The sequence below is a fragment of the Roseomonas acroporae genome (assembly GCF_023223525.1).
In the GTDB taxonomy this organism is placed as follows: Bacteria; Pseudomonadota; Alphaproteobacteria; order Acetobacterales; family Acetobacteraceae; genus Roseomonas_E; species Roseomonas_E acroporae.
Genome location: NZ_JALPRX010000065.1, coordinates 1 through 26,428 on the forward strand (window position 1 = coordinate 1; position 26,428 = coordinate 26,428).

Here is a 26,428-nt window from a genome sequence, read left to right on the forward strand (position 1 = left end):
CACCCCCGCATCCATGGAGCCCACGATGCTGCCCACGCTCTTCCTCAGCCACGGCTCGCCGATGCTGCCCCTCACCGAGGCCCCGGCGCGCGAATTCCTCACCGGGCTCGGCGCCGCGCTGCCGCGCCCGCGCGCCATCCTGGTCGCCTCGGCGCACTGGGAGACGGACCAGCCCCGCGTCAACGCCGTGGCGCGCAACGACACCATCCACGACTTCTACGGCTTCCCCGCGCCGCTCTACGAACTGCGCTACCCCTCCCCCGGCGCGCCCGAGGTCGCCGAGCGCGTCTCCGACCTGCTCTGCGCCGCCGGCCTGCCGGCGGGGCTGGACCATGCGCGCGGCCTGGACCACGGCGCCTGGGTGCCGCTGCTGCTGATGTACCCCGAGGCCGACATCCCGGTGCTGCAGATTTCCGTGCAGGACGCGCTCGGGCCGGCGCACCACCTGCAGCTCGGCCGGGCGCTGGCGGCGCTGCGTTCGGAGGGCGTGCTGGTGATCGGCTCCGGCAGCTTCACGCACGACCTGCGCCGCTTCCGCGGCCAGGCGCTGGACGCGCCGGAGCCGCCGGACGTCGTCGCCTTCGCCGACTGGATGGACCAGGCGCTGACCGACGGCCGCACCGCCGACCTGCTCGCCTATCGCCGCCTCGCCCCCAACGCCGCGCAGGAGCACCCGACCGAGGAGCATCTGCTGCCGCTCTTCGTGGCGCTCGGCGCGGGCGGGCAGGCGACGCGGATCCATCGCAGCGCGAATTACGGCGTGCTGCGGATGGATGCTTACCGCTTCGACTGAGACGGCCGGCGGTACGCCGCATCGGCTGCCGGCCGGCGGACGCGTTGACGGGCGGGACGGGGCCGGGAGAGAGGCCGGGAAAGCCGCCGGGGGCCAGCCAGGATGGCGGGCCGCCGCTGGAGGAACCCGACGCCGGCGCCTCCTGGCACCGGCACGGCGTGGGCCGAGCTTCCCGGCACGGCGCGGCGTGCAATCGCCGTCACGGCGGGGGCAGGGGCCGTTCCAGCGGCGGCAACGGCGCGGCGTCGGGCGGCAGCGGCACGCGCGAGACGTTCAGCGTCATCGAGACCAGCGTGTAGTAGCCGCAGGCGGCGATCAGCTCGATCACCCCCGCCTCGCCGAAGCGCGCCAGGGCGGCGGCGAAGGTCGGGTCGGAGACGTTGCGGTCGCGGTGCAGCTCCAGGGCGAATTCGTAGGCGGCGCGCTCGGCCTCGCCCATGCCGTCCGGCCGCCGCCCGGCGGCGATCGCCTCGACGATCGCCGGCGCGAGCCCGGCCTCCAGCGCCAGCCGCCGGTGCGCGTACCACTCGAATTGCGAGGTCCAGGCGCGGGCCGTCACCAGGATCGCCAGCTCGTTGAGCGCCGCCGGCAGCGAGGCGCGGAAGCGCACCTTCTCGCCCACCTTCTGCAGCAGGTCCGCCAGCTCGGGGCTGCGCAGCCAGGCGCTGAACGGCCCGCGCAGCCCGCCGCGCGGGCCGCCGGCGATCGCCTCGGCGACGCGCCGCTGCTCGGCCGTCATCCGCTCGGGCGCGAGCGGCGGAAACCGCTCCGGCGCCGCGCCGGCCTCCCTGGCATCCGTGTCCATTCCGTCCTCCCCTCGGCCCGGACCGGCCGGTCGCGGGCGGCGCCGGCCCTTCCTGCCGCCGCGGGATTCCCGCCGCGGGCGCCGGACCTTCGGGCCGCTCACGGCCGGCATCGCCCGGCGCGGGCGCCACTCTGGCGCATCGCCGGGCCGGGCGGAAACCCCCGGCGGTCCAGGGGGGGCCGCGCCGGCCCTGCCCCATGCGGGCCACGGCCGGGCCGGCGCCGTTCCCCCCGCCCGGCGGGTTCTCGCCGGCCGCGGCGCCCGCGCCCGGGTCGGAAGCGCCCCTCGGTCGATGATCGCCGGACGGCGATGCGCGGAGGCCGGGACACGGCCCGAGAACAACGGCCCGCGGCTGGCCGCCGGCCCCGGCGGACGGCGGCCCGCCGCGCCGGAATTCCGGCCTCGCGCGTTTTCCGGGCCGCGGGGCCTGTGCGCGCCGCCCGAAAATGCTCTAGAGCGGACCGCCGGCGGGCGGAGACGCCCGGCAGCGTGAATCCGCTCGGAAAACAAGAACCTACGGCGGATGGGCAGTCCCGGCCGGATCGGGTTGCCGCAGGGCTGCCCCGCCTGCCACCCCTCCACCGACGGAATGGAGCCCCGATGGCACGTCGCCGCGACCTCGTGCTCGGCAGCCTCGCCGCCCCGCTGCTCGCGGCCGGCCCACGCCCCGCCCCGGCCCAGACGGCAGGCGGGCAGCAGGCGGGGGGACAGCAGGCGGGCGGGCGGCCCGACCGCGCCGCCCCGTTCGACCCCGCCCCGTTCGACCCCGCCCAGGTGCGCCAGGCCGCGCGCGACCTCGCCGCCCAGCCCTACCGCGCGCCGGACAACCGGCTGCCGGGCGCGCTGAACGACCTCGACTACGACGCCTACCGCAAGCTGCGCTTCATCCCCGGGCGCGCGCTCTGGGGCGGCTCGGGGCTGCCCTTCAGCCTGCAATTCTTCCACCGCGGCTTCCTCTACAAGGACCGCGTCGACCTCCACGAGGTGCATGACGGCCGCGCCGAGCCGATCCGCTACGACCCGACCCTGTTCGAGTTCGGCGACCTGCCGCGCCCGACCGAGGATCTCGGCTTCGCCGGCTTCCGCATCCACTACGCGCTGAACCGGCCGGACTACCAGGACGAGGTGGCGGCCTTCCTCGGCGCCAGCTACTTCCGCGCCGTGGCGAAGGGGCAGGGCTACGGGCTTTCCGCGCGCGGCCTCGCCATCCGCACCGCCGAGCCGCAGGGCGAGGAGTTCCCCGCCTTCCGCGCCTTCTGGATCGAGCGGCCGCGCCCGGGCGCCGGCGCGCTGGTGGTGCACGCGCTGCTCGACAGCCCGAGTGCGGCCGCCGCCTACCGCTTCACCATCCGCCCCGGCCAGGAGACGGTGTTCGACGTGGAGAGCGTGGTGTTCCCGCGCGTCGAGATCGCCGCCGCCGGCATCGCGCCGCTGACCAGCATGTTCTTCTTCGACCCTTCCGACCGGGTCGGCGTGGACGATTTCCGCCCCGCCGTGCACGATTCGCACGGGCTGATGCTGGCCACCGGCGGCGGCGACCAGATCTGGCGCCCGCTCGCCAACCCGCGCGACCTGCAGGTGAGCGCCTTCGCCGACGCCAACCCGCGCGGCTTCGGCCTGCTGCAGCGGAAGCGCCGCTTCGCCGACTACGACGACCTGGAGGCGCGCTACGAGCGCCGCCCCAGCCTGTGGGTGGAGCCGATCGGCGACTGGGGCGAGGGCTTCGTCCACCTCGTCGAGATCCCGACCGTGGGCGAGATCCACGACAACATCGTCGCCGCCTGGCGGCCGAAGCAGCCGCTGAAGGCGAAGGGCGAGCACGGCTTCACCTACCGCCTGCGCTGGTGCGCCGCCGTGCCGGGCAACGAGGCGCTGGCGCAGTTCACCGGCACGGCGAGCGGCGTGGGCGGCGCCGCCGGCACGCGCCTCTTCGTGCTGGAGGCGGCCGGCAAGGCGCTCAACGAGCTGCCGCCCGACGCGCAGCCGGCGCTGGCCACCTGGAGCAGCAAGGGCGAGATCCGCAACCCGGTGGCGCTGCGCAACCCGGAGACGGGGGGCTGGCGCCTCTCCTTCGAGCTGGCGCCGGGCGGCGAGCGGCTGGTGGAGCTGCGCGCGCAGCTCATGCTGGGCGAGCGGCCGCTGACCGAGACCTGGCTCTACCGCTGGACCCCGCAATAGGCGTGGCCGGCATGCGGACCCCGGCGGGAGACGACACGCAGGGCGCCGCCGGCGGCGCCCCGGCCGGCGAGCGGCAGGCGCAGCCGCCGCCCGATGGCGCGCCCCTGCCCGCCGGCAGCCCGGCACGGGCACGCGCCGGGGCCGCCGACGCCTTCGCCCCGGCGCTGCCGCCGGAGGCGCCGCTCGACATGCCGGTGCAGTCGCTGCGCGCGCGGCCCGCGCACCGGCTGGGCGCGCGCCCCTCCTCGCCGCGCGGCATGTTCCTGCGCCGACTGCCGGTGATCGGCGGCGCGGTGGCGATCACGGCCCTCGGCGGCTGGGAGATGGCGGCGGCGCTGAACCTCGACCGGCCGACCGTGCTCGGCGTGGTGCTGCTGCTGCTCTTCCTCGTGCTGTTCGCCTGGATCGCGCTGAGCTTCACCAGCGGCGTGGCCGGCTTCTTCCAGCTGCTGCGCGGCGGCGAGCGGCGGCTCGGCATCGATGCGCGGGCGCCGCTGCCCGTGCCGGCGGTCCGCACCGCGCTGCTGATGCCGACCTACAACGAGCCGCCGGAGCGGGTGATGGCGGGGCTGGAGGCGATCCACGACAGTCTCGTCGCCTGCGGCCGGCGCCAGCACTTCGACCTGTTCGTGCTCAGCGACACCACCGATCCCGACATCTGGGTGGCCGAGGAGGCGGCCTTCCTGGCGCTGCGCGACCGCACCGGCGACCACGCGTGTCTGTTCTACCGCCGCCGTCCGAAGAACACCGAGCGCAAGGCCGGCAACATCGCCGACTGGGTGCGGCGCTGGGGCGGCGCCTATCCGCAGATGCTGGTGCTCGACGCCGACAGCGTGATGACGGGCGATTCCATCGTCCGCCTCGCCGACGCGATGGCGCGCCACCCGGATGTGGGGCTGATCCAGAGCCTGCCGGTGATCGTCAACGGCTCGACCCTGTTCGCGCGCACGCAGCAATTCGCCGGGCGGGTCTACGGCCCGCTGATCGCCTGCGGCATCGCCTGGTGGCACGGCGCCGAGGGGAATTACTGGGGCCACAACGCGATGATCCGCACCCGGGCCTTCGCGGAACAGGCCGGGCTGCCGCTGCTGCGCGGCCGCAAGCCCTTCGGCGGCCACATCCTCAGCCACGACTTCGTGGAGGCGGCGCTGGTGCGGCGCGGCGGCTGGGCCGTCCACATGGTGCCGGACCTGCCCGGCTCCTACGAGGAGAGCCCGCCCTCGCTCACCGATCTCGCCGTGCGCGACCGCCGCTGGTGCCAGGGCAACCTGCAGCACGCGGCGGTGCTGCCGGCGCGCGGCCTGCACTGGATGAGCCGGCTGCACCTGCTCACCGGCATCGGCTCCTACATCACGGCGCCGCTCTGGCTGCTGTTCCTCGTGGTCGGCACGCTGATCGCGGTGCAGGCGCGCTTCGTGCGGCCGCAGTACTTCCCCGACGGGCCCAGCCTGTTCCCGGAATGGCCGGTGATCGACCCGGTGCGGTCCATGTGGCTGTTCATCGCCACGATGGGGCTGCTGCTGGCGCCGAAGCTGCTCGCCTATGTCGCGCTGCTGCTGGACGGCCCCATGCGGCGCGGCTGTGGCGGTGCCGTCCGCGCCTTCCTGTCGCTGCTGCTGGAGACGGTGATCGCCGGCCTGCTGGCGCCGGTGACGATGCTGACCCAGTCGGTGGACGTGGCGGCCATCCTCTCCGGCCGCGATTCCGGCTGGAACGCGCAGCGGCGCGACGATGGCAGCCTGCCGCTCGGCGAGGTGGCGCGGCTGTACTGGCGCCACACCGCCTTCGGCCTCGGCTTCGGCGTGGCGGCGTGGCTGGTCTCGCCGGCGCTGGCGCTGTGGATGTCGCCCGTGGTGCTGGGGCTGGCGCTGGCCGTCCCGCTCGCCGCGCTGACCGGGCGGCGGGGGCCGGGGCTCGCCCTGCGCCGGCTCGGCCTGCTGCTGATCCCGGAGGAGCGCGATCCGCCGCCCGTGCTGGTGCGCGCCGTGGCGCTGCGCGCCGGGGTGGCCGGGGCGGAAGCCGGCGAGGCGGTGCGGCGGCTGGCCGACGATCCGACGCTGCTGGCCGCCCATCGCGCCATGCTGCCGCCGCCGCGCCGGCCGCGCCTGGACCCGATCGACCCGGTGCGGCTGGTGGCGCTGGTGAAGGTGGCGGAGGCGGCGACGCTGGACGAGGCGCTGGGCGGGCTGGACCGCGCCGGGAAGGCGGCGGCGCTGGCGGACGCGGCCGGGGTGGATCGGCTGGTGACGCTGGCGCGGCGGGACTGAAGGCGCGGGCGCCGGGACCGGAGGCGGGGGGAGGGGCGCCGTCCGCCGCACGCTCCCCGCCCCAGGATGGGTCAGCCAACGCCGCCGTTCGTATCAGGCCGCGACGACCCGCGCCGCGCCCGGCAGGCGGATGGCGGCCAGGAAGGCCAACGCCGCCGGGAGCAGGCACAGGATGGCGATCCCGGCCGGGGCCAGCACGCCGGCCAGCGGCGGTGCCAGGCTGGCTCCCAGGAACAGCATGAAGCTGTAGAGGGACAGCGCCAGGCCGCGACTGCCATCCGGGGTGGCAGCCGCGACGGCGCCGATCAGCCCCGGTACGGCGAGAGCGACGCCCGCCGCGACCAGGACGGCGCCGATGGCCAGCGGTGCCGCCTGCCCCGTCGCGGCGATCGCGAGACCGGCCGCCAGCAGCAGCAGCCCGGCCCGCGCGACGGCCGCTGCGCCGAAGCGGCGCGCCAGGGGCGCGGTCGCGAAGCAGGCCAGCAGTGGCGGCAGGGCCAGCAGGCGGAGCGTGGCCGGCGCCACGGGCAACGCGCCGGACAGCGCCTGCGTGCCGGCCTGGAAGGTGACGAAACCGAGCAGGACCGTGGTCGCGGCCAAGTAGCAGGCCGGGATCATGGGACCGGCCCGCAGCAGCCGGCGCACGCCGCCGTCCCTCACCCCGCCCGCCATCCCGTCCGTCACGACCCCGGCGGCGGCTGCCGCCGCCGGCCGGCCGGATCGCAAGGCCAGCAACAGGGCAAGCGCGACGAGCAGGTAGAGCGGCCCCGTGCCGAGCATGACCGCGGGCAGCCCGGCGGCGACCAGCGCGGCGCCGGCGAGCTGGGCCCCTGGCGCCGCGCCGAGAAAGGCGAAGCTCATCGCGGCGATGCCGAGCGGACGCCGCGGCGGTGGCAGGGTCTCGGCGATCAGGGAAAGCGCCGCCGGCGGGAAGGTGGCGGCGGCCAGCCCCTGCACGGCGCGCGCGGCGAGCAGCGCCGGGAAGCCGTCGGCCGCCGCCACCAGCAGCGTGGCGGCCGCCAGGGCAAGCAGCCCCAGCAGGATCACGCGGACACGGCCGATCCGGTCGGACAGGGCGCCGAACAGCAGGAAGCCCAGCGCATAGGCGAGCCCGAAGGCGGTCCCCGGCAGTGATGCCGACGCCGCCGTGAGATCGTGGCGGCGCGCCAGCGCGGGAATGAAGGGGATGGTCAGGTAGAGCTGCCCGACCACCAGGAAGGCGCCGGCCATCAGCGCGGCGAGGAGGGCCAGCCAGGAGCGTCGCATCGATCCTCGTTTCTACATCTTACGTCAAGTGTAGATCATGGCCGCGCCATGCCGTGTCGTTCGGCGCAAGGCGGCCCTCCGCTTTCCCAGGCGCGGTATCAGACCGCCGTCGCGTCGCCCTGCAATTCGGCGATCAGTCGGCGCATCCTTGCGATGTTGGCGTCCAGCTCCTCCCGGAAGCGGCCCAGTTCCCGGAGCCGCGCCGTGGTTTCGGCCTGGTGGCGCTCCAGGATCTCCAGGACCTTCTCCTTGCCGCGCAGGCCGATCGGATCGACGAAATAGAGGTCGATCACCTGGGCGATCTCGCCGAGGTCGAGCCCGAGGCGTTTCAGCGCGGCGATCTTTTCCAGTCGCTTCAGCGCGGTCTCATCGTAGTAGCGGTAGCCGCCGCCCTGCCGCGCCGCGGGCGCGAGCAGGCCGAGGCGTTCGTAGTAGTGGATGGTGCGATGGCTGACCCCGGCACGCTCGGCAAGCTCGCCGATCTGCATGAGGCCTGCCGCGGCGTCGTCCATACCCATTCTCATCACCTGACGTCAGGTGTAGATTGATGGCGGGCGGACATCGGGTCAAGCCCCCTGCCGCAGGCCCCCATCGCGGTCCCGCGTGGGGAACTCGGTGGTGTCCCAGGACCGGCGCTAGGTCGAGTGGCCGTGCCCCCGTCGCGCCGGCCAGCATGGCGCCGGGGCCGACGGCACGCCGGGCGGACAGGCCGGGCGGGGCGGCCGGACGCCGCCCTCCCGGACGCCCTTCAGATCCGTCCCAGCACCAGCAGGATGATGACGATGATGAGGATCAGCCCGACGCCGCCCGACGGGCCATAGCCCCAGCCCGAGCTGTAGCCCCAGTTCGGCAGCGCCCCGATCAGCAGCAGGATCAGGATGATCAGCAGGATGGTGCCGAGGCTCATGGCGCGTCGCTCTCCGGTCCGGGCGTGCCGCTCATGCCGGCCGCTCCGGTGCAGCGGGGCAACGTGCTGCTGCCGGCGCGGTTGCGTCGCCGTCCACCGGCGCGGTTGCGTCGCCGCCCGCCGGCGCGGTCGGGATGCCGCCAGCCGGCGCGGTCGGGGTGCCGCCAGCCGGCGCGGTGGAGGGCGTGGCCGGGCGGCGCGGTGGAGGATGTCGCCGCCCCCATGGGCTGACATGGCGCCTCCGCTTACCTATTCTCGGCAGCAGCAAAGCGGGAACCATGCCGATGCTCGACGCGACCACGACGCTGCCGTTGAAGGACCCCGACCTCTTCCGGCAGGCCAACCTCATCGACGGCAAGTGGGTGCAGGCCGACAGCGGCAAGGTGCTGACCGTGCGCAACCCGGCGACCGGCGAGCCGGTCGGCCAAGTGCCGGCCATGGGCGCGGCCGAGACCCGGCGCGCCATCGAGGCGGCGCACGCGGCCTTCCCCGCCTGGCGCGCCATGCTCGCCAAGGAGCGCGCCGCGATCCTGCGCAGGCTGTTCGAGCTGATGCTGGAGAATGCCGACGACCTCGCGGTGATCATGACCGCCGAGCAGGGCAAGCCGCTCGCCGAGAGCAAGGGCGAAGTCGCTTACGCCGCCTCGTTCATCGAGTGGTTCGCCGAGGAGGGCAAGCGCGTCTACGGCGAGACCATCCCGCAGAACGCCAAGGGCCGGCGCATCATCGTCACCAAGGAGCCGCTCGGCGTCTTCGCGGCGATCACGCCCTGGAACTTCCCGGCGGCGATGATCACCCGCAAGACCGGGCCGGGCTGGGCCGCGGGCTGCACCGGCGTGATCCGTCCCGCCTCGCAGACGCCCTTCTCGGCCCTCGCCATCGGCGTGCTGGCCGAGCGCGCCGGGCTGCCGAAGGGCGTGTGCAACGTCATCACCGGCCCGGCCGGCGAGACGGGCAAGGAGCTGACCGGCAGCCCGCTGGTGCGCAAGCTGACCTTCACCGGCTCCACCGAGGTCGGCCGCACCCTGCTCGCGCAATGCGCGCCCACCATCAAGAAGACCTCGATGGAGCTGGGCGGCAACGCGCCCTTCATCGTGTTCGACGATGCCGACCTGGACGCGGCGGTGCAGGGCGCGATGGGCTCGAAGTTCCGCAACACCGGGCAGACCTGCGTCTGCACCAACCGCATCCTGGTGCAGTCCGGCGTGTACGACGCCTTCGCGGAGAAGCTGAAGGTGGCGGTGGCGGCGCTGAAGGTGGGCGACGGCATGGAGCCTGGCGTGACCCAGGGCCCGCTGATCAACGCCGAGGCGGTGGCGAAGGTGGAGGAGCACATCGCCGACGCGCTGGCGCGCGGCGCGCGCGTCGTCACCGGCGGCGGGCGCGATGCGCGCGGCGGCAATTTCTTCCAGCCGACCCTGCTGGCCGACGTGCCGCACGACGCGATGGTGTTCAGCGAGGAGACCTTCGGCCCGCTCGCGCCGCTGTTCCGCTTCGAGACGGAGGAGGAGGCGGTGGCCCTGGCCAACGACACGCCCTTCGGCCTCGCCGCCTATTTCTACGCCCGCGACATCGGCCGCATCTTCCGCGTCGCCGAGGCGCTGGAGACGGGCATGATCGGCATCAACGAGGGGCTGATCTCCACCGAGGTCGCGCCCTTCGGCGGCGTCAAGCAGAGCGGCATGGGGCGTGAGGGCTCGCATCACGGCATCGAGGAGTATCTGGAGATCAAGTACCTGGCGATCGGCGGCATCGGCACCTGAGACGGCGCCCCGCGCCGGGTGTGAGAGACAGGCGTGAGAGACGGGCGAGACCGGGACAGCCGATCCGGGACAGCCGATCCGGGACAGTCGCCGGGCCGGAATCGGCTCCCCACCGGCGCGCCCCGGAACGCCCGCTCTCCATCCCGGCGCCGGCCGGGCCGGTGGCATGACGGGGCGGCCGGCACCGCCCCGCGCGCCGCGGCGGCCGCGCGGCAACACTGCCGGCAGATACAACGTCAGCGAATAGGGCTTATCCCCTTTCCGCTTGGCGCAGGGGTGGAATAGCGCCCCGGCCGACGGCATATGACGTTGGAACCGTCGGGCGGCCACGCAGCGTGGCATTCGGCGCCCGGCGATACGCCGCCGGAGACCCGCCCGCCATGTCCGCCACCGCCGCCGCCGACGCCGACGCCTCGCCCGGGGCCGTCGCCACCTCGCCCCGTGCGCCGCTCGGCATCAACACCCCGGCCGCGCTGGCCGCCGCCGCCCTGCTCGGCGGCGGGGCGCTGGCGATCGGCGGCACGGTCAGCCCGCGGCAGGCCTGGCTCTACCTGCTCGGCGGCGCGCTCGGCCTCGTGCTGTACCACGCGGCCTTCGGCTTCACCTCGGCCTGGCGGGTCTTCGTGTCCGACCGGCGGGGCGAGGGGCTGCGGGCACAGATGCTGATGCTCGCCATCGCCGTGCTGCTGTTCTTCCCCGCGCTGGCCGCCGGCTCGCTGTTCGGGCAGCCGGTGACGGGGCTGGTGCAGCCGGTGGGCGTCTCGGTCGCCTTCGGGGCCTTCATCTTCGGCATCGGCATGCAGCTCGGCGGCGGCTGCGCCTCGGGCACGCTCTACACGGTGGGCGGCGGCTCCACGCGCATGCTGCTGACCCTGGCCGCCTTCATCGCGGGCTCGGCGATCGGCGCCGCGCACCTGCACTGGTGGGCGGCGCTGCCGCACCTGCCGCCCGTCTCGCTGGTGAAGAGCTGGGGCGTGCTGCCGGCGCTCCTCGCCAGCCTCGCCGTGTTCGCCGCCATCGCCGCCCTCACCGTGGTGCTGGAACGGCGTCGGCACGGCGCGCTGGCGGCGCGGCCGGCGCCGCCACGGCACGGCCTCGCCCGCTTCCTGCGCGGCCCCTGGCCGATCCTGGCCGGGGCGGTGGCGCTGGCGATCCTGAATTTCGTCACCCTGGCGCTGTCCGGCCGGCCCTGGGGCATCACCTCGGCCTTCGCTCTCTGGGGCTCGAAGATCGCGGCGCTGATCGGCTTCGAGCCGGCGGGCTGGCCCTACTTCGCCGCCCCCGCCGCGCGCGCGGCGCTGGAAGGCAGCGTGTTCCGCGACGTCACCTCGGTGATGGATTTCGGCATCGTGCTCGGCGCGCTGCTGGCCGCCGCGCTGGCGGGCCGCTTCGCGCCGGTGTGGCGCGTGCCGCTGCGCTCGGCGGTGGCGGCGGTGGCGGGCGGGCTGCTGCTCGGCTACGGGGCGCGGCTGGCCTATGGCTGCAACATCGGCGCCTATTTCTCCGGCATCGCCTCGGGCAGCCTGCATGGCTGGCTGTGGCTGGTGGCGGCCTTCGCCGGCAACGTGCTGGGCACGCGGCTGCGTCCCGCCTTCGGCCTGGAGGTGGAGCGCACCCCCCGCCTGACCGGCTGCTGACCGTTCCGGCCTCCCGAAGCGAAGGGGGTCTCGAAGGGGGCTTCGCCCCTTCGCGGGAGAGGTTGCAAGGAGAGGGCGGCGCCCTCTCCTGCCGGGGGCCGGGGCGGAGCCCCGCCTGGTCGCCCGCCACCGGGTTCCCCCGCGCCCGCCGCGGCGCCATATAGGCGCCAGGATCGCCCCCGGGCGCGAACGCGGAGCACCGGCCCATGGCCTACGACTACGACCTCTTCGTCATCGGCGGCGGCTCGGGCGGCGTGCGCTGCGCCCGCATCGCGGCCGGGTACGGCGCGCGCGTCGCCGTGGCGGAGTCGCGGCACTGGGGCGGCACCTGCGTCAACGTCGGCTGCGTGCCGAAGAAGATCATGGTCAACGCCGCCGAGTACGGCACCTGGATCGACGACGCCCCGGCCTTCGGCTGGAACGTCACCAAGGGCGGGCACGACTGGGGAAAGCTGAAGCAGGCGCGCGACGCCGAGGTGCAGCGCCTTTCCGGCATCTACCGCGGCCTGCTGGAGAATGCCGGCTGCACCGTCTACGAGTGCCGCGCCAGCTTCGTCGACGCGCACACGATCCAGGTCGGCGAGAGCCGCGTCACCGCCGAGCGCATCGTGATCGCCACGGGCGGCCACCCGCTGCGGCCGGAGATCCCGGGGGCCGAGCTGGGCATCCTCTCCGACGACGTGTTCACGCTGCGCGCCATGCCGCGCCGCATCGCGGTGATCGGCTCGGGCTATATCGGCCTCGAATTCGCGCATGTGTTCCGCGGCCTCGGCGCCGAGGTGGATCTGGTCTACCGCGCCGACCTGCCGCTGCGCGGCTTCGACGAGGACCTGCGCGCCGGGGTGAAGGAGGCGCTGGACCATGACGGCATCCACCAGCACACGCCGCACGAGGCGGAGGCGATCGAGCGGCGCGGCGATTCGCTGCTGCTGACCCTGACCGGCGGCGAGACCATCGAGACGGACTGCGTGCTGTTCGCGACCGGCCGGCAGCCCAACCTGAGCGGCCTCGGCCTCAACGCGATCGGCGTCGAATGCACCGAGCGCGGCGCCGTGGTGGTGGACGAGGAGCACGCCACCACCGTGCCGCACATCTTCGCCATCGGCGACGTGACCGACAAGCTGAACCTGACGCCGATGGCCACCGCCGTCGGCCACGCCCTGGCCGACACGCTGTTCGGCAACCGCCCGCGCCACGCCTCCTATCTCGGCGTGCCGACGGCGGTGTTCACCGCGCCGCCGGCGGCGACGGTGGGGCTGACCGAGGCGGACGCGGCGGCCAAGGGGCCGGTGGACATCTACCTCGCCCGCTTCACGCCGATGCGCCACGCCATCAGCCGCCGGCCGCGCCGGACGCTGATGAAGCTCGTCGTGTGCCAGGAGACGCAGAAGGTGCTCGGCGCGCACATGCTGGGCGAGGACGCGCCGGAGATCATGCAGGGCATCGCCATCGCCATGATGGCCGGCGCCACCAAGCAGGATTTCGACCGCACCATCGGCATCCACCCGACCGCGGCGGAGGAGTTCGTCACCATGCGCACCCGCGTGCGCGAGGCGGGGCTGCGGCGGGCGGCGGAGTAGCAAAGGCAGCCCTTCCCGGCGGCGACGCCGCCCCGCGAACGGGAGGCGCGCCGGCGAAGGCCGCCGCAGGCCCGGCGGCCCGATCAGGCAACGCCGCCGCCCCGGACCCGCCCTGCGCCCGGGGCGGCGCGGGCCCGGCCTTCGGGGCTGACCCGGCAAGGCCGGTCCGCGTCGGGGCGGGCCGGGATCAATCCTCGTCGAGCAGGCTGGCGAGCTTCAGCGCCACGCCCTTCGAGCCTTCCACCCGCAGCCTGCCGGTGGAGAAGGCCAGCATCGGGCTCAGCCGGCCCTGGATCAGCTTCTCCATGTCGGCGGAGGACAGGCGCAGCACGGTGGCCGCCTCGCCCTCGCCCGGCTCCACCGTCACCTGGCCGCCGGTCGCATCCAGCAGGATGCTCTCGTCGAGATCGGTCAGCTCGAAGCGCACGCGGTAGCCGAGGCCCCGCAGGGCGGCCGCGCGGGCGCGGATCCGCGCCAGGATCGTGTCGAGTTCCGCCACCTGTTCCTCCATGTCCGGCGCGGTCCGCCCAGCGGACGGCAACGCCGATTTCGTTGTTGACGTAAACGTCACTCCCCTTCCTAATAGGTCACAAGGAGCCCGGCAGCAATGCCGGCGCAACGCAAGATCGGAGGAGACGCGGGATGAAAGGCTGGAAGTCGAGGCATTGCCGGCTGGGGATCGCCACCACCGTCGTGCTGGCCGGCGGCGCGCTGACGGATGGGCTGGTCCGGCCCGCGGCGGCCTCGGGCTACTTCCTGCGCGACCAGAGCGCGATCGGCCAGGGCAGCTCCTTCGCCGGCAGCACGGCGCGGGCGGACGACCCGTCCATGCAGTTCTACAACCCCGCCTCGATGGTTCGCCTGCCCGGCTTCCAGACCACGATCGTCGGCACCGTGATCGACCTCGATTCCTCGGCGAACTCGGTCACCGGCAGCCGCGCCGCGGCGCTCGGCGGCAGCGTCATCACCGGCACCAACGGCGGCAACATCGGCGCCACGGCCTTCGTGCCGGCCACCTACATTACCGCGCAGGTGGCGCCGCAATGGTGGGTCGGCCTGTCGGTCAACGCGCCCTGGGGCCTCGTCACCAAGTCGGACGTGGGCGGCGTCGCGCGCTACTACGCGCAGACCACCTCGCTCGCGACCTACAATTTCAGCCCCTCCGTGGCCTGGCAGGTGACGCCCACCTTCTCGCTCGGCGCCGCGCTGCAGGTGCAGTACGCCACCGCGCACCTCTCCAGCGCCGTGGATTTCGGCGCGATCGGCGCGGCGGCGGGGCTCGGTCGCTACGGCCTGCTGCCCGGGCGCGCCGACGGCCGCGCCACGGTGCGCGGCGACGACGTGGCCCTGGGCTGGCAGATCGGCGCGCTGTGGGAGCCCTGGCAGGGCACGCGCCTCGGCGTCGCCTTCCGCTCGGCGGTGTTCCAGGAGCTGAGCGGCAACTACGTCCAGTACGACAACGTCCCGGCGCTGCTCGCGCGCGCCTTCCCGCAGGCGGCCGGGCGCACCAAGCTGACCACGCCCGAGAGCGTCTCGATCGGCCTGTCGCAGCGCCTGTCGGAGCGCTGGACGCTGCTCGCCGACGCCTCCTGGACCAACTGGTCGCGCTTCCGCGAGCTGCGCGTGCAGATCGACGGCAGCCCCGACAACGTCACCCCCGAGCGCTGGCGCGACACCGCCTTCGCCGCGATCGGCGCCGAGTACCAGGCGACCGACCGGCTGCGCCTTCGCACCGGCTTCGCCTACGACATGACGCCGACCAGCACCGAGACGCGCACGCCGCGCATCCCGGACAACGACCGCTACTGGCTCTCGGTCGGCGCCTCCTACCGCATCACCGACAAGCTCGAGGTCTCGGCCGGCTACAGCCACATCTTCGCGCGCGACGCGCGGGTGAGCCTGCGCGCCGGCGGCCCGACCTCGCCCGACTTCCTGCGCGGCAACCTCGACGCCGTCTATCGCGGCTCGGTGGACGTGTTCGCGCTGCAGCTGCGCCTCGCGCTCTAGCGGCGGGAGGGGCACGGCATGGCGACCGACCTGCAAGACGCGGCGGCGACGGCACCCTGGCTCGCCGCCTATCCGGCGGGGGTGCGCTGGGACGCGGTGCCGGCGCCCGGCACGCTGGTGGCGATGCTGGACGCCGCCGTGGCCCGCTTCGCCACGCGCCCCTGCCTCGACTTCCTCGGCCGGCGCAGCACCTATGCCGAGCTGGGCGAGGCGGTGGACCGGGCGGCGGCGGGGTTCCGCCGGCTGGGCATCGGGCCGGGCACGCGAGTCGGCCTCTGCCTGCCCAACGCGCCCTGCTACGTCGTCTGCTACTTCGGCGCGCTGAAGGCCGGCGCCACGGTGGTCAACTTCAACCCGCTCTACGTCGCGGCCGAGCTGTCGGCGCAGGCGCGGGATGCCGGCGTCGCGGTGATGGTGACTCTGGACCTGGAGCCGATGCTCGGCCGCGTGCTCGGCCTGCTCGACGAGCCCGGCAGCCCGGTGCGCCACGTCGTCGCCTGCCGCTTCGCCGGCATGCTGCCGCGGCTCAAGGGCCTCGCCTTCCGGGCGCTGAAGCACGCCACGATCGGCCGGGTGCCGCGCGGGGACCCGCGCGTGCTCGACCTCGACGCGCTGCTCGCCGGGCCGCCCGTCGCCGACCCGCCGCCTGTCTCCCCGGGCGATCTCGCCGTGCTGCAGTACACCGGCGGCACCACCGGCACGCCGAAGGGCGCGATGCTGACGCACCGCAACCTGCACGCGAACCTGGAGCAGGTGCGGGCCTGGTTCACCACCTGCCGCCCCGGCGAGGAACGGGTGCTGGCGGTGCTGCCCTTCTTCCACGTCTTCGCGATGACCGTGGTGCTCAACGCCAGCCTGGCCTGGGGCGCCGAGCTGGTGCTGCTGCCGCGCTTCGAGCTGAAGCCGTTCCTGCACACGCTGCGCCGGCGCCGGCCGACCATGCTGGCGGGGGTGCCGACCCTGTTCAAGGCGGTGCTGGACGGCGGGGCGGGCCGCGAGGACCTCGCCTCGATCCGCGCCTGCATCTCCGGCGGCGCGCCGCTGCCCATGGAGATCAAGCGCGACTTCGAGGCGCACAGCGGCTGCGTGCTGGTGGAGGGCTACGGCCTCACCGAGGCCTCGCCGGTCTGCTTCTGCAACCCGATCGAGGGGGAGAACCGCATCGGCACGATCGGCCTGCCGCTGCCGGGGGTGGAGGCGGAGATACGCGACCCGGCCGACCCGGCGCGCCGCCTGCCGCCCGGCACGCGGGGCGAGCTGTGCCTGCGCGGCCCCAACGTGATGGCGGGCTACTGGCAGCGGCCGGAGGAGACGGCGGCGACGCTGCTGCCCGACGGCTTCCTGCGCACCGGCGACATCGGGATCATGGCGCCCGACGGCTACGTGGCGCTGGTGGACCGGATCAAGGACCTCATCCTGTGCTCCGGCTACAACGTCTACCCGCGCACCATCGAGGAGGCGCTGCACGCGCACCCGGACGTGGCGGCGGCGACGGTGGTGGGCATGCCGGACCCGTATCGCGGCGAGAGCCCGGCCGCCTTCGTGGAGCCCCGCCCCGGCGCCACGCCGGACGTCGCCGCGCTGCGCGACTTCCTCAAGGAGCGGCTCTCGCCCATCGAGATGCCGCGGCTGATCGAGCTGCGCCCCTCGCTGCCGCGCACCGCCGTGGGCAAGCTCTCCAAGACCGAGCTGCGCGACGAGCTGCGCGCCAGGGGACGGCCATGAGCGGGGCGACCGTGCGCCGATGGTTCCCCGCCGGATGGGCCGCTGGCGGACGGGGCTGGCGTGGCCCGGCATGGCGGGGGCAGAATGCCGGCGCCCAGGGGAAAAGGCGCGGCGCCGCCGCGCCGGCCGTTCCGCAGACCGCCCCGCCACTTCCGGGACCGCCGCATGCTGCGCCAGCTCTACTCCGTGAACCAGCTCGCCGAGGAGCTGGGCATCACCCCGCGCACGATCCGCTTCTACGAGTCGCAGGGTCTGATCGCGCCGAACCGCGCCGGCACCACGCGGGTGCTGGACCGGCGCGACCGGGCGCGGCTGATGCTGATCCTGCGCGGCAAGCGGCTGGGCTTCTCGCTGCAGGAGATCGGGGAGTACCTCGACCTCTACGACACGGACCGCAGCCAGGTCGGGCAGATGCGGCGGCTGCTGGAGAAGGTGCGCGAGCGCGTCGCGCTGCTGGAGCGGCAGCGCCAGGATCTCGACCAGGCCCTGCGGGAGTTGCGCGACATCGAGCGGCAGGCGACCGAGGCGCTATCGGAACGGGAAGCCCCCGGCGGGGTGGCCGCGGGAGCGGCCGACGGCATGGCCGGGGCGGCGCCCGTGGCGCAGCCGGCCACGGCGGCGCCGTCGGAAGCGCGACCGGAAGCCCCGGAGGACGCGCGGGAACGGCACCGGGCGACAGCCGCCGGCATGTCCCCGGGCGCCACGCCTGGGAAGGCCCAGGGGGCAGCCCAGAGGGAAGCCCAAGGGGAAGCCCAGGGGAAAGCCCAGGGCGCGGCCCGGGCCAGGGCGGCGGAACGGCAGCGGCAGGCCGGCGCGGCGCCGCCCTCCCGCCGGAAGACGTCTCAATAGGAAGGGAAGCGGCCACGGTGCCCTTCCCGGCCGCCCGAGGGACCTCCCCGGCGGCGGCAGCGAACGGAGCACTGGCATGACCGACGTGGTGATCGCGGCCTATCGCCGATCTCCCTTCCACCTCGCGCACAAGGGCGATCTGGCCCGGGTGCGCCCCGACGAGATGGCCGCCCAGGTGGTGCGCGCCATGGTCGCCGATTCCGGCGCCGATCCGGAGGCGATCGAGGACCTGGTCCTCGGCTGCGCCTTCCCGGAGGGCGAGCAGGGGCTGAACGTGGCCCGCCTCGTCTCCTTCCTCGCCGGGCTGCCGCAGGGCGCGGGGGCGGTGACGGTGAACCGCTTCTGCGGCTCCTCCATGCAGTCCGTGCACCAGGCGGCGGGCGCCATCCGCATGGGCGCGGGCGAGGCCTTCGTCTGCGCCGGCGTCGAGAGCATGACGCGGGTGCCGATGATGGGCTTCAACCCGATGCCGCATCCCGGCCTCGCCGCGCGCTACCCCGCCGCCTACGTGAACATGGGGGAGACGGCGGAGAACGTGGCGACGCGCCATCAGGTGTCGCGCGCCGAGCAGGAGGCCTTCGCGGTGGAGAGCCAGCGGCGCGCCGCCGCCGCGCGCGAGGCCGGCAGGTTCGCCGCCGAGATCGTGCCGATCGACACCGGCAAGGGCACCGTCGCGCAGGATGGCTGCATCCGCGAGGGGACCACGGCCGAGGGCCTCGCCGCGCTCAAGCCCGCCTTCCGCGCCGACGGCACCGTCACCGCCGGCACCTCCTCGCCGCTGACCGACGGCGCCTCGGCCCTGCTGGTGTGCAGCGCGGCGCATGCGAAGGCGCGGGGCATGACGCCGCTCGCGCGGGTGAAGTCGATCGCCGTCTCCGGCTGCTCGCCCGAGGTGATGGGGCTCGGCCCGATCGGCGCCTCGCGCAAGGCGCTGGCGCGGGCCGGCATCGCGGCGCGCGACCTCGACGTGGTGGAGCTGAACGAGGCCTTCGCCAGCCAGGCCATCGCCTGCATGCGCGAGCTGGGGCTCGATCCGGCCAAGGTGAACATCGACGGCGGCGCCATCGCGCTCGGCCACCCGCTGGGGGCGACGGGCGCGCGCATCGTCGGCAAGGCGGCGGCGCTGCTGCAGCGCGAGGGCGGCCGCTACGCGCTGGCGACGCAGTGCATCGGCGGCGGCCAGGGCATCGCGACGGTGCTGGAGAGCGTGGCATGAGCGCGGCCGGCCAGGAAGGGGCTCACCCGCCGGCGATCCGCCGCGCCGCGGTGATCGGCGCCGGCGTGATGGGCGCGGGCATCGCGGCGCAGATCGCCAATGCCGGCACGCCGGTGCTGCTGCTCGACATCGTGCCGGGCGCCGCCGCCAGGGCGGTGCAGACCATGCTGAAGGCCGATCCGGCGCCCTTCATGCACAGGGCCGCCGCGAAGCGGGTGCAGCCGGGCGACCTCGACGCCGACTTCGCGAAGCTCGCCGAATGCGACTGGATCGTCGAGGCGATCGTGGAGCGCCCCGACCTCAAGCGCGCCCTGTACGGGCGGCTGGAGGGGGTGCGCAAGGCGGGCTCGATCGTCTCCTCCAACACCTCCACCATCCCGCTGCGCGACCTGACCGCCGGGCTGCCGGACCGCTTCGCCGCCGACTTCCTGATCACCCACTTCTTCAACCCGCCGCGCTACATGCGGCTGCTGGAGCTGGTGGCCGGGCCGGCGACCCGCCCCGACGCCGTGGCGGCGATCCGCGACTTCGCCGACCGCGCCCTGGGCAAGACGGTGGTGGAGTGCCGCGACACGCCGGGCTTCATCGCCAACCGCATCGGCACGCTGTGGCTGCAATCGGCGATCAACCACGCCGTCGACCTGCGCCTGACCATCGAGGAGGCGGACGCGGTGGTCGGGCGGCCCATGGGCATCCCGAAGACCGGCGTGTTCGGGCTGATCGACCTGGTCGGGCTCGACCTGATGCCGCACGTCGCCAACAGCCTGCTGGCGACGCTGCCCGAAGGCGACGCCTACCGCGCCCTGCACCGCGAGCACGGGACCATCACGGGGCTGATCGCCGCCGGCCGCACCGGCCGCAAGAGCGGCAAGGGCGGCTTCTACACGCGCGCGAAGGATGCCGAGGGCAACAGCCTCAAGCGCGCCATCGACCTCTGGACCGGCGAGGACCGGCCGAGCGCGAAGCCGTCGCTGGAAAGCCTCGACCTCGGTTCGCGCAACCTGCGCGCCCTGGCCGAGCACCCGGATCGCGGCGGCCGCTACGCCCGCGCCGTGCTGCTCGACACGCTCGCCTACGCCGCCTCGCTGGTGCCGGAGATCGCCGACGACGTCACCGCCGTCGATGCGGCGATGCGCCTCGGCTATGCCTGGAAGTACGGCCCGTTCGAGCTGATCGACCGGCTCGGCCCGGGCTGGCTCGCCGCGGCGCTGCGCGCGGCGGACCGGCCGGTGCCGCCGCTGCTGGAACTCGCCGGCGAGCGGCCCTTCTACCGCACCGAGGCTGGCACGCTGCAATTCCTCGGCCTGGACGGCGACTACCACGACGTGGTCCGCCCCGAGGGCGTGCTGCTGCTGGCCGACGTCAAGCGGCGAAGCAAGCCGCTGGCGCGCAACGGCTCGGCCAGCCTGTGGGACATCGGGGACGGCGTCGCCTGCCTCGAATTCCACACCAAGATGAACGCGATGGACCCCGACATCCTGGCGCTGATCGGCAAGGCCGTCGGCATGGGCAGGAAGGGCGCGTTCAGGGCGCTGGTGATCCACAACGAGGGCTCGCACTTCTCCGCCGGCGCCAATCTCGGCCTCGCCCTGTTCGCCGCCAACATCGCCGCCTGGGGCGAGATCGAAGGGCTGGTGGAGGGCGGCCAGAAGGCCTACCGGGCGCTGCGCGAGGCGCCCTTCCCGGTGGTCGGCGCCCCTTCCGGCATGGCGCTCGGCGGCGGCTGCGAGGTGCTGCTGCACTGCGACGCGGTGCAGGCGCATGCCGAGAGCTATATCGGGCTGGTCGAGGTCGGCGTCGGGCTGATCCCGGGCTGGGGCGGCTGCACCACCATGCTGCGCCGCTGGTCCGCCGCGCCCGGCCTGCCGAAGGGGCCGATGCCGCCGCTCTCGAAGGTGTTCGAGATGATCTCGACCGCGCAGGTGGCGAAGTCCGCCTTCGAGGCGCGCGAGATGCTGCTGCTGCGCGAGGGCGACGGCATCACCATGAACCGTGACCGGCTGCTGGCCGACGCCAAGGCGCGCGCGCTGGCCCTGGTGGAGGGCTACGAGGCGCCGAAGCCCGGCACGCTGCGCGTCGCCGGCCCCACCGGGCAGGCGGCGCTGCGCCTGGCCGTGGACGGCTTCGCGCAGCTCGGCAAGGCGACGCCGCACGACGTGGTGGTGTGCGGCTACCTCGCCGAGACCCTGACCGGCGGCGCCAGGGGCGACTTCATCGACGAGACGCCCGAGGACGCGATCCTGAAGCTCGAGCGGCAATCCTTCATGGCGCTGGTGCGCCACCCCGCCACCCTGGCCCGGGTCGAGCACATGCTCGAGACCGGCCGCCCGCTGCGCAACTGAGAGGGCCGGACCGATGCCGAGCTACAAGGCGCCGCTGCGCGACATGCGCTTCGTGCTGGAGCAGGTGGCCGATCTCGAACGGCTGCGTGCCCTGCCGGGCTGCGAGGAGGTGACGACCGAGCTGGTCGACCCGATCATGGAGGAGGCGGCGAAGCTGTGCGAGGAGGTGCTGCTGCCCCTCAACCGCAGCGGCGACGAGGAGGGCTGCCACTACGAGAACGGCGTGGTCCGCACCCCCGCCGGCTTCCGCGACGCCTACCGCATGCTGCGCGAGGGCGGCTGGCCGGCGCTGCACTGCGACCCCGAATACGGCGGCCAGGGCCTGCCGCGCACGGTGAGCCTGCTGTTCGAGGAGATGATGTGCTCCGCGAACCTCTCCTTCGGCATGTATCCGGGCCTGTCGCACGGCGCCTACACCGCGCTGCACGCCTTCGGCTCGGAGGCGCTGAAGGCGCTCTACCTGCCCCGGCTGGTCTCGGGCGAGTGGACCGGCACGATGTGCCTGACCGAGCCGCATTGCGGCACCGATCTCGGCCTGATCCGCACGAAGGCCGTGCCGGAGGGCGACGGCAGCTACCGCATCACCGGCAGCAAGATCTTCATCTCGGCGGGCGAGCACGATCTCGCCGAGAACATCGTCCACCTGGTGCTGGCGAAGCTGCCGGACGCGCCGCCGGGGGTGAAGGGCATCAGCCTGTTCCTGGTGCCGAAATTCCTGCCCGACGGGCAGGGCCAGCCCGGCGCGCGCAACGGCGTCTCCTGCGCCTCCATCGAGCACAAGATGGGGATCAAGGCCTCCGCCACCTGCGCGATGAATTTCGACGAGGCGACGGGCTGGCTGGTGGGCGCGCCGCACAAGGGCCTGCGCGCCATGTTCGCCATGATGAACGAGGAGCGCTTGGCGGTCGGCATCCAGGGCCTCGGCCTCGCCGAGATCAGCTACCAGAACGCCGCCGCCTACGCGAAGGACCGGCTGCAGGGCCGCGCCCTGGGCGGCACCCGCTACCCGGAGAAGCCGGCCGACCCGATCATCGTCCACCCCGACGTGCGCCGCATGCTGCTGACCATGCGCGCCTCCATCGAGGGCTGCCGCGCCCTCGGCCTGCTGACGGCGCTGGAGCAGGACGTCGCCACCCGCAGCACCGACCCGGCGACGCGGCAGGAGGCCGAGGACTATGTCGCGCTGCTGACGCCGGTGGTGAAGGCGCTGTTCACCGATCTCGGCTCGGAGGCGGCCAATCTCGGCATGCAGGTGCTGGGCGGGCACGGCTACATCCGCGAATGGGGCATGGAGCAGTACGTGCGCGACGCCCGCATCGCGCAGATCTACGAGGGCACGAACGGCATCCAGGCGCTCGACCTGGTCGGCCGCAAGCTGCCCGCCCATGCCGGGCGCTACCTGCGCCGCTTCTTCCACCCGGTGCTCGACTACATCGAGAGCCGCGGCGAGGACGAGGCGATGGCCGAGTTCATCCTGCCGCTGTCCAAGGCCTTCGGCCGGCTGCAGCAATGCACCGCCGAGGTGGCGCGGCGCGGCTTCGCCGACCCGTTCGAGGCCGGCGCCGCCGCGACCGACTACCTGCGCCTGTTCGGGCTGACGGCACTCGGCCATGTCTGGGCGCGCATGGCGGAGGCGTCGCTGCGCGGGCTGGAGGGCGGGGACGCCGATTTCCACAAGGCCAAGCTCGCCACAGCGCGCTTCTTCTTCGCGCGCATCCTGCCGCAGACCGGCGCGCTCTCGGCCGCCATCCTGGCGGGCGGCGAGACGCTGCGGGCGATGGAGGACGCCGCGTTCTGAGGCGGCGGCGAAGCGCAGGGCGCGGCCGGCGCCGCCCGCTCCCCGAGTGGGGCCGGCGCGCGGCGGCGCGGCGGGCCGGACGCCTCAGCGCAGGTGGAAGAAGGCGCGCAGCCGGCCGAGCAGGTCCTCGCGGCTCGGCGGCGCCGGGCGCTGCTCCTCCGGCACCTGGCTGTGCCGGTGCAGGCGCGCCTGCCGCTCGGCCATGATCGTCGCCAGCCCGTCGCCGATCTCGGGGCGCCGCCGCAGGATCGGGTCGAGATGCTCCCGGCGCACCTCGTACACCACGGCGTCGGTCACGGCGACCACGGTGGCGCTGCGCGGCTGCCCGGTCAGCAGCGACATCTCGCCGAGCACGGCGCCGGGCACGTGGCGGTCGATCGCCACCGCCTCGCCGCCGTCGCGGCTGACCAGGATGTCGAGCACCCCCTCGGCCAGGATGTAGAGCGACTGCCCCTCCTCGCCCTGCCGCATCAGCCGCTCGCCCTGGCGCAGGGTGCGCGGCGCCATGTGCGCGGCGAGCTCGGCGAACTCGCCGCCCTCGAAGGGGCGGAACAGCTCGACGTTGCGCAGCAGCGTCTCGCGCCGCGGCCGCGCCATCGCCGGGTCCGGCCGGGCGAGGTGGACGTCCACGTCGCGCCGGGGCAGGCCGAGCCCGGCCTGCTGCAGGGCGCGCAGCACGGCGGTGGCGACGGCATCGCGGCAGGGCACCTCGCGCCCGTAGTCGGGCACCATGAACACCACGCGGTACATCGCCGCGCCGTCCACGAACTCGGTGAGCTGCACGATCGGCGCGAGGTCGGGGAATTGCCGTGCCGCGTCCAGCGCCGCGCCGAGCAGGATGCGCCGCGCCCGGTCCACCGGCACGGCGGCGTCGATCGGCACGCGCAGGGAGGTGCGGTAGCTGCCGCCCCCGCCGCCATTCCCCGGCCCCCCGCCGGGGCCGGTCTCGGACGCGCCGTAATTGGTCAGCCGCCGCCCGGCGATCAGCCCGTTGGGCACGATGTGGGTGATGCCCTCGCGCGAGCGCAGCCGGGTGGCGCGCCAGTTCACCTCCACCACGCGGCCCGTGTACCCGTCCGCCGCCTCGATCCAGTCCCCGTCGCGGTAGGGCCGCTCCACGCCGAGGGCGATGCCCGAGAACACGTCGCCGATGATGTTGCGCAGCGCGAAGCCGACCACGGCGATGGTGACGGAGGAGGTGGCGATCAGCCCGGTGGCGGGCCACTCGAACACCAGCAGCAGGATCGCGACCACGGTGGCGGCGAACAGCGCCGCGGTCAGCAGGTCGGTCAGCAGGCGCGGATGGCCCTGGAGCAGCAGGGCCAGCAGCCTCGCGCCGGCCCAGGCGAGGGCCAGCCAGGCGCCGGCGCCGGTCCCGTCGCGCAGCACCGAGGCGGCCATGCCCTCGGGGTCGAGCCGCAGCCATGCCGTCACCGGCGCGGCGAGCGCGTAGGCGAGGAAGCCGAGCAGGGAGAGCAGCAGCGGGCCGATCAGCGGCCGGTAGCCACGCGACATCGACACCCCGTTCCGGCCGTCTCGCCCCGATTGGCCGCGCCGTTTCCCGTCCCGCCCCCGCGCCATCCCCCGCGCCATCCCCCACCGGGGGCCGGGAGACCCGGCGGCCCGAATCCGGCCGCCGGATCGCGCACTGCCTGCAATCAGCCATCGGCGCGGTCCTGTCCAGCGGGTCCTGTCCGGCGGTCCGGGCGGGTGGTTCGGCGAGGTGATGCCCGCGTGGGATGGCCCGTGCGGGGGCGGTGGAGGGCGGGAGCCGGCCCGCCGTGCGGCCGGGGCAGGCCGGAGCGGCGGCCGGCTGCCGCCCCGCGCCGACGGCTCCGGCCCGCCGGACCGTTGCCCTGCCGACCGATGGCCGACGCCGGCCGACCGACGGCCATCGCGTGCATGCCCGTCCCGCCGCCCGCGCCGTCGGCCGTCGACCATCCGCCGTCGACCATCCTTCGACGACTATCCTTCGATGGCCATCAGAAAACGTTTTCACTAACGCGCGAAGCCTGCCGCGCCAGGGTTGATCCGCCCCGCACCGGTCCACAAGGTGATGCTGCACCGCAGCAATGCCGGAAATGCCCCGATGCCCGTCCTCTCCCTGCCGATCCTCGCCCTCGCCGTCGCCTCCTTCGGCATCGGCACCACCGAGTTCGTCATCATGGGCCTGCTGCCCGAGCTGGCGACGGACCTGCATGTCGGCATCCCCTCGGCCGGCCTGCTGGTCTCGGGCTACGCGCTCAGCGTGGCGGTGGGCGCGCCCCTCCTGGCCGTCGCCACCGGAAGGCTGCCGCGCAAGGCGGCGCTGCTGCTGCTGATCGGCATCTTCATCGTGGGCAACCTGTTCTGCGCCCTCGCCCCCGGCTACTGGACGCTGATGGCGGCGCGCGTGGTGACGGCCTTCTGCCACGGCGCCTTCTTCGGCACCGGGGCGGTGGTGGCCTCGGCGCTGGTGGCGCCGAACCGGCGGGCGCAGGCCGTCTCGCTGATGTTCTCGGGCCTGACTCTGGCCAACGTGCTCGGCGTGCCGCTGGGCACGGCGCTCGGCAACGCGCTGGGCTGGCGCGCCACCTTCTGGGCGGTGGTGGCGATCGGGCTGCTCGCCGCGGCGGCGCTGGCGCTCTGGCTGCCCGCCGGGCTGAAGGCGGAGCCCGTGGCGCTGCGGCGGGAGCTGCGCGCCCTGGCCGGGCGGCAGGTGCTGCTGGCGATGCTGGTCTCGGCCCTCGCCTCGGCCAGCCTGTTCAGCGTCTTCACCTACATCGCGCCGCTGCTCCAGCACGTCACCGGCCTCTCGCAGGACTGGACCACGGCGGCGCTGCTGCTGTTCGGCGTCGGGCTGACGGTCGGCAACCTGATCGGCGGCCGGATGGCGGACTGGCGGCTGATGCCCTCGGTGATCGGCCTGTTCGTGGCGCTGGCGGCGGTGCTGGCGGGCTTCTCCGTCACCGCGGCGCGGGCGACGCCGGCGCTGCTGACGCTGTTCGCCTGGGGCGCGCTGGCCTTCGCCCTGGTCTCGCCGCTGCAGATCCGGGTGGTGAACGAGGCGCGCGACGCACCCAACCTCGCCTCCACCGTGAACCAGGGCGTGTTCAACATCGGCAACGCGGCCGGTGCCTGGATCGGCGGCGTCGCGATCGGCGCCGGGGTGGGCTATGCGGAGATCCCGCTGATCGGCGCCGCCGTCGCCCTCGTGGCGCTGGGCTTCGCGCTTTGGTCGTACCGGCTGGACCGGCAGGCCGCGCGGCGGGAGGCGATGCTGGGCCAGGCGGCGCTGGGCCAGGCGGCGGACTGA

The 26,428-nt window shown here is 74.3% G+C and carries 18 protein-coding genes and 1 pseudogene; 13 read left to right on the forward strand and 6 right to left on the reverse strand.

All coding sequences use genetic code 11. The features are described 5' to 3' along the window. Positions 1 to 793 (forward strand): DODA-type extradiol aromatic ring-opening family dioxygenase (locus tag M0638_RS15065; protein ID WP_345893035.1); only part of this gene is annotated, 793 nt, incomplete at its 5' end. Between the two features lie 199 nt (positions 794 to 992). On the opposite strand, the pseudogene M0638_RS15070 reads toward M0638_RS15065, so the two are convergent. Next, positions 993 to 1,463: pseudogene (locus M0638_RS15070) on the reverse strand (carboxymuconolactone decarboxylase family protein); the annotation flags it as partial. Positions 1,464 to 2,198: 735 nt separating this feature from the next. Between M0638_RS15070 and M0638_RS15075 the strand changes: the two are divergent. Both M0638_RS15075 and mdoH read left to right on the forward strand, forming a co-directional pair. Beyond that, a complete protein-coding gene (locus M0638_RS15075) occupies positions 2,199 to 3,776 on the forward strand; it encodes a glucan biosynthesis protein (protein ID WP_248667826.1) in 1,578 nt (525 codons plus the stop codon). An 11-nt stretch (positions 3,777 to 3,787) separates the two neighbouring features. Further along, positions 3,788 to 6,043, forward strand: a complete 2,256-nt coding sequence (gene mdoH / locus M0638_RS15080) for a glucans biosynthesis glucosyltransferase MdoH (protein WP_282572035.1) — start codon at positions 3,788 to 3,790, stop codon at positions 6,041 to 6,043. A gap of 93 nt (positions 6,044 to 6,136) precedes the next feature. Here the strand turns inward: mdoH and M0638_RS15085 are convergent, their stop codons facing one another. The 3 genes from M0638_RS15085 to M0638_RS15100 form a co-directional block, all read right to left on the reverse strand. Next, positions 6,137 to 7,309 (reverse strand): MFS transporter, encoded by a 1,173-nt coding sequence (locus tag M0638_RS15085; RefSeq protein ID WP_248667827.1) that lies wholly within the window; start codon positions 7,307 to 7,309, stop codon positions 6,137 to 6,139. A gap of 98 nt (positions 7,310 to 7,407) precedes the next feature. Further along, on the reverse strand, positions 7,408 to 7,821 hold the full coding sequence (locus tag M0638_RS28850; RefSeq protein ID WP_282572036.1) for a MerR family transcriptional regulator: 414 nt from the start codon (positions 7,819 to 7,821) through the stop codon (positions 7,408 to 7,410). 236 nt (positions 7,822 to 8,057) lie between these two features. Continuing rightward, entirely contained in the window at positions 8,058 to 8,216 is a 159-nt protein-coding gene (locus tag M0638_RS15100) for a DUF3309 family protein (protein ID WP_248667828.1), read from the reverse strand. A gap of 284 nt (positions 8,217 to 8,500) precedes the next feature. On the opposite strand from M0638_RS15100, the gene M0638_RS15105 reads away from it, so the two are divergent. The 3 genes from M0638_RS15105 to gorA all read left to right on the forward strand — a co-directional run bounded on the left by M0638_RS15105 (position 8,501) and on the right by gorA (position 13,196). Further along, positions 8,501 to 9,979, forward strand: coding sequence for an NAD-dependent succinate-semialdehyde dehydrogenase (locus M0638_RS15105; RefSeq protein WP_248667888.1), 1,479 nt, complete (start codon positions 8,501 to 8,503; stop codon positions 9,977 to 9,979). 380 nt (positions 9,980 to 10,359) lie between these two features. Beyond that, on the forward strand, positions 10,360 to 11,616 hold the full coding sequence (locus M0638_RS15110) for a YeeE/YedE family protein (protein WP_248667829.1): 1,257 nt from the start codon (positions 10,360 to 10,362) through the stop codon (positions 11,614 to 11,616). Positions 11,617 to 11,822: 206 nt separating this feature from the next. Next, entirely contained in the window at positions 11,823 to 13,196 is a 1,374-nt protein-coding gene (gene gorA / locus M0638_RS15115) for a glutathione-disulfide reductase (protein ID WP_248667830.1), read from the forward strand. Positions 13,197 to 13,383: 187 nt separating this feature from the next. On the opposite strand, the gene M0638_RS15120 is transcribed toward gorA, so the two are convergent. Beyond that, on the reverse strand, positions 13,384 to 13,707 hold the full coding sequence (locus tag M0638_RS15120; RefSeq protein ID WP_248667831.1) for an SCP2 sterol-binding domain-containing protein: 324 nt from the start codon (positions 13,705 to 13,707) through the stop codon (positions 13,384 to 13,386). 131 nt (positions 13,708 to 13,838) lie between these two features. On the opposite strand from M0638_RS15120, the gene M0638_RS15125 reads away from it, so the two are divergent. The 6 genes from M0638_RS15125 (at position 13,839) to M0638_RS15150 (ending at position 23,133) form a co-directional block, all read left to right on the forward strand. After that, on the forward strand, positions 13,839 to 15,203 hold the full coding sequence (locus M0638_RS15125) for an OmpP1/FadL family transporter (RefSeq protein ID WP_248667832.1): 1,365 nt from the start codon (positions 13,839 to 13,841) through the stop codon (positions 15,201 to 15,203). An 18-nt stretch (positions 15,204 to 15,221) separates the two neighbouring features. After that, entirely contained in the window at positions 15,222 to 16,928 is a 1,707-nt protein-coding gene (locus M0638_RS15130; RefSeq protein ID WP_248667833.1) for a long-chain-fatty-acid--CoA ligase, read from the forward strand. A gap of 165 nt (positions 16,929 to 17,093) precedes the next feature. Beyond that, on the forward strand, positions 17,094 to 17,777 hold the full coding sequence (locus tag M0638_RS29115; protein ID WP_345893036.1) for a MerR family transcriptional regulator: 684 nt from the start codon (positions 17,094 to 17,096) through the stop codon (positions 17,775 to 17,777). Positions 17,778 to 17,853: 76 nt separating this feature from the next. After that, entirely contained in the window at positions 17,854 to 18,993 is a 1,140-nt protein-coding gene (locus M0638_RS15140) for a thiolase family protein (protein ID WP_248667834.1), read from the forward strand. Then, positions 18,990 to 21,335: a 3-hydroxyacyl-CoA dehydrogenase/enoyl-CoA hydratase family protein gene (locus M0638_RS15145; RefSeq protein ID WP_248667835.1), complete on the forward strand. Its 2,346-nt coding sequence runs from the start codon at positions 18,990 to 18,992 to the stop codon at positions 21,333 to 21,335. Before M0638_RS15140 ends, M0638_RS15145 begins: the two co-directional genes overlap by 4 nt. 13 nt (positions 21,336 to 21,348) lie before the next feature. Then, complete coding sequence (locus tag M0638_RS15150; protein ID WP_248667836.1) at positions 21,349 to 23,133, forward strand: acyl-CoA dehydrogenase C-terminal domain-containing protein; 1,785 nt, start codon at positions 21,349 to 21,351, stop codon at positions 23,131 to 23,133. 84 nt (positions 23,134 to 23,217) lie between these two features. On the opposite strand, the gene M0638_RS15155 is transcribed toward M0638_RS15150, so the two are convergent. After that, positions 23,218 to 24,648 carry a cyclic nucleotide-binding domain-containing protein gene (locus tag M0638_RS15155; RefSeq protein ID WP_248667837.1) on the reverse strand — a complete coding sequence of 477 codons (1,431 nt, stop codon included), beginning with the start codon at positions 24,646 to 24,648 and terminating at the stop codon, positions 23,218 to 23,220. Positions 24,649 to 25,222: 574 nt separating this feature from the next. Between M0638_RS15155 and M0638_RS15160 the strand changes: the two genes are divergently transcribed. Then, the gene (locus M0638_RS15160; RefSeq protein ID WP_248667838.1) at positions 25,223 to 26,428 is read left to right on the forward strand and encodes an MFS transporter; all 1,206 of its coding nucleotides are present in this window, start codon (positions 25,223 to 25,225) and stop codon (positions 26,426 to 26,428) included.

Coding starts and splice junctions, on each gene's coding strand:
- M0638_RS15075 (WP_248667826.1), top strand. CDS start 2,199: ATGGCACGTCGCCGCGACCTCGTGCTCGGCAGCCTCGCCGCCCCGCTG.
- M0638_RS15125 (WP_248667832.1), top strand. CDS start 13,839: ATGAAAGGCTGGAAGTCGAGGCATTGCCGGCTGGGGATCGCCACCACC.
- M0638_RS15085 (WP_248667827.1), bottom strand. CDS start 7,309: ATGCGACGCTCCTGGCTGGCCCTCCTCGCCGCGCTGATGGCCGGCGCC.
- M0638_RS29115 (WP_345893036.1), top strand. CDS start 17,094: ATGCTGCGCCAGCTCTACTCCGTGAACCAGCTCGCCGAGGAGCTGGGC.
- M0638_RS15100 (WP_248667828.1), bottom strand. CDS start 8,216: ATGAGCCTCGGCACCATCCTGCTGATCATCCTGATCCTGCTGCTGATC.
- M0638_RS15140 (WP_248667834.1), top strand. CDS start 17,854: ATGACCGACGTGGTGATCGCGGCCTATCGCCGATCTCCCTTCCACCTC.
- M0638_RS15105 (WP_248667888.1), top strand. CDS start 8,501: ATGCTCGACGCGACCACGACGCTGCCGTTGAAGGACCCCGACCTCTTC.
- M0638_RS28850 (WP_282572036.1), bottom strand. CDS start 7,821: ATGGACGACGCCGCGGCAGGCCTCATGCAGATCGGCGAGCTTGCCGAG.
- M0638_RS15110 (WP_248667829.1), top strand. CDS start 10,360: ATGTCCGCCACCGCCGCCGCCGACGCCGACGCCTCGCCCGGGGCCGTC.
- M0638_RS15130 (WP_248667833.1), top strand. CDS start 15,222: ATGGCGACCGACCTGCAAGACGCGGCGGCGACGGCACCCTGGCTCGCC.
- M0638_RS15155 (WP_248667837.1), bottom strand. CDS start 24,648: ATGTCGCGTGGCTACCGGCCGCTGATCGGCCCGCTGCTGCTCTCCCTG.
- M0638_RS15150 (WP_248667836.1), top strand. CDS start 21,349: ATGCCGAGCTACAAGGCGCCGCTGCGCGACATGCGCTTCGTGCTGGAG.
- M0638_RS15145 (WP_248667835.1), top strand. CDS start 18,990: ATGAGCGCGGCCGGCCAGGAAGGGGCTCACCCGCCGGCGATCCGCCGC.
- M0638_RS15160 (WP_248667838.1), top strand. CDS start 25,223: ATGCCCGTCCTCTCCCTGCCGATCCTCGCCCTCGCCGTCGCCTCCTTC.
- gorA (WP_248667830.1), top strand. CDS start 11,823: ATGGCCTACGACTACGACCTCTTCGTCATCGGCGGCGGCTCGGGCGGC.
- M0638_RS15120 (WP_248667831.1), bottom strand. CDS start 13,707: ATGGAGGAACAGGTGGCGGAACTCGACACGATCCTGGCGCGGATCCGC.
- mdoH (WP_282572035.1), top strand. CDS start 3,788: ATGCGGACCCCGGCGGGAGACGACACGCAGGGCGCCGCCGGCGGCGCC.